The 2,323-nt window shown below is 67.0% G+C and carries 2 protein-coding genes; one reads left to right on the forward strand and one right to left on the reverse strand.

Annotated features, from left to right (window positions below):
- Positions 1 to 319: 319 nt before the first annotated feature.
- A complete protein-coding gene (locus tag QSK31_RS48350) occupies positions 320 to 787 on the reverse strand; it encodes a transposase (RefSeq protein WP_285691968.1) in 468 nt (155 codons plus the stop codon).
- A 71-nt stretch (positions 788 to 858) separates the two neighbouring features.
- Here QSK31_RS48350 and QSK31_RS48355 point away from each other — a divergent pair, with 71 nt between their 5' ends.
- On the forward strand, positions 859 to 1,251 hold the full coding sequence (locus tag QSK31_RS48355) for a MarR family winged helix-turn-helix transcriptional regulator (RefSeq protein ID WP_285691969.1): 393 nt from the start codon (positions 859 to 861) through the stop codon (positions 1,249 to 1,251).
- The last annotated feature ends 1,072 nt before the right edge of the window (positions 1,252 to 2,323 follow it).

A 2,323-nucleotide genomic window follows, 5' to 3' on the forward strand; every position in this document is an offset into this window, starting at 1 on the left:
GCGATACAGACGCACAGCACGCGCCCTCAGTTCGTCGGGGTACTTCTTCGGTGCGGCCACAGAACGTCCTCCCCATGATCAGTCGATCATGTTTGAGAGGCTCCACCAAACCGGGGGGAACTCACGGCGGCGGGGAGCAGGTTGTCGAACCCGGCTTGCCAGGACCAGCGCTCGGGCAGGTGCAGGTGGATCTTGCAGGCGCGGTGCGCGGAGACTTGCGGCGACGTTGACTGTCCGGGCGTGGATGGTTGCGGCCGGACAGTGCGGTAGGCGTCGGCGGCGCGGGTGAGGTTGTGGATGATCACGGCGCAGGTCACTTTCAGTTCGGGGTCACCGGCTTGCAGCGCAGTCGAGCCGGGCCGCGGTCGGTGAGATTCTCCCGGGCGGCCGTGGTCAGCAGCCGCCGGATGCGGTAGAGCGAGTCCTTCTTGCGACCACGGCGGCCCAGGGCGGTTTGCTGGACGCGGCGGCGGACCTCGTCCACCGCGCTGGAGGCGAGCTTCACAACGTGGAAAGCATCCAACAGGGTGACGGTTTCGTCGGCAAGTTCGCTGCGGATGGCGTTGGCGTAGCAGCGGAAGGGGTCCACGGACGCATGGGTGATGCCGTCGACGAACTTCCGGGCCCAGGCGCGGATCCAGTCGGCGTAGACAGGTCCGGCCGAGGGCGATGTCGAGCAGACGGGGGCGGACTCGGCCGTGCTTGTCGCGGGAGAGGTCGACGATGAAGGTGGCGGCCCGGTCGCCGTGGCGAGCGGACGGCTTCCAAAGGTGCTCGTTGACGCCAAGGCTGACGACTCCGGCCAGCCTCGCGGCGCGAGCGCGATCGTCGTCGAGTTGCTCGTGAGCCCGGGTGCGGATGGCGTTCATCAGGGTGTGCCAATCCACCCAGAGCTGCGGGGCTGACGCGGCGCTCGACCCGTTGGGGATCGCCAGCAAGGACTTCGGGGCGCTCCGGGTGCTGGCCCACCGGGAACCGGCGTCGCAGCTGCGAGTGGCGCAGACGCTCGGCATCGACCGCACCACGATGGTGGCGTTGCTGGACGTGCTCGAGCCCAAGGGCATCATCACGCGGCGACCAGCCCCCGCAGACCGGCGCAGGAACGTCGTCGAGCTCACCGAACAGGGGATGCAGACCTACGACGCGGCGCAGGTGGCGCATAAGAAGGCCGAGAGTGCGTTCGTGTCCGCGATCAGTCCGAATGCGACGGATCAGCTTCGCCGGACGCTGCGCACCCTCGTGGAGAACTGACCTGGCCCCCGGGTCACCGACGTCCCTGCTCGATCCACGTGCACCGATCGGCACAGCAGGACTACCCGGTGTGGGACGTCCTCGCGAGCCCAATCCGCCAACAGGAGTCAGGCCGTCCTGCCGCCCTCAAATCCGAAGTGCCGGGAAACCTACGGATAAGCCGACGGCCGAGAGGTTCTTCAAACTCTACGGGAAGGCCTCATCCAGCACCTGCCGGCCTACAAGGCCCGGACGTCTACAGCCGTGTCGAGCGGGTGGACGACGACGCGTTCCTGTACGTGCACGAGGTCGAAGACGTGATCCGGGAATGGATCGCCTGCGTCTACCACAAGGCACAACATGACCGTCTATGGGTTCCAGAGTGGCCGCAGCTGGAGCGCTGTCGCCGGCGCAGATGTTCGCCGTCGGGGTCGGCAAGGCCGGTCTGGTGCGTATCCCGGCCACCGCGGAGCAGGCTAATGACTTCCTGCCGGTCGCGGCGCGCGCGATCCAGCACTATTGGGGTCGAGGTCACCGGGTCCGGCTGGCCGCGGAGTACGCCGCGCTGCCGTACGCCGCCGAACCGGCACTGCCCGACCCGGCATCGGATGCGGCGGTCGACGGGCGGCCGAATCTGCACCTGACGACCGAGATCGCTGGCGAGCACTACTGCCAGCCGCCACAAGGCCGGCAACCGACGACCCGCGCCGCACCCGCACGCGCACCGGACCACCCATGCGTCCGACAGCATCGACAGCGGTCGAGGCACGTCGCTGCTGAGGCAGAAACGGCTCAATGCGCTGCTCCCTTGCGGGCCGAGCGTATCGATGTTCGGTCTCGAGTTGACCCTGCAACCGGCATCCGCACAGCCTGGATCCCGCCATCGACTGACCTGATTTGTTACCCCGGCGAGAGCCGATCCGCGAGAAGAGCCAAGGGTGCCGAACCGGTCTATCCGGACTGTGGTCTCAGAGGACGTCTGATTCACGTACTTTGCGTGTTATGTGGGTTTAGCCGTATCGCCAGGTTGGGGTGGTTTCGGCGGTGAGGCGTTTGGCGGTGTTGTCGATCATGGCGATCTGGATCATGGTGG

The sequence above is a fragment of the Actinoplanes sp. NBRC 103695 genome (genome assembly GCF_030269485.1).
Classification (GTDB): Bacteria; Actinomycetota; Actinomycetes; order Mycobacteriales; family Micromonosporaceae; genus Actinoplanes.

Bases quoted from the DNA above. Each gene is read 5' to 3' on its own strand.
- QSK31_RS48355 (WP_285691969.1), top strand. From the start codon at position 859: ATGGCGTTCATCAGGGTGTGCCAATCCACCCAGAGCTGCGGGGCTGAC.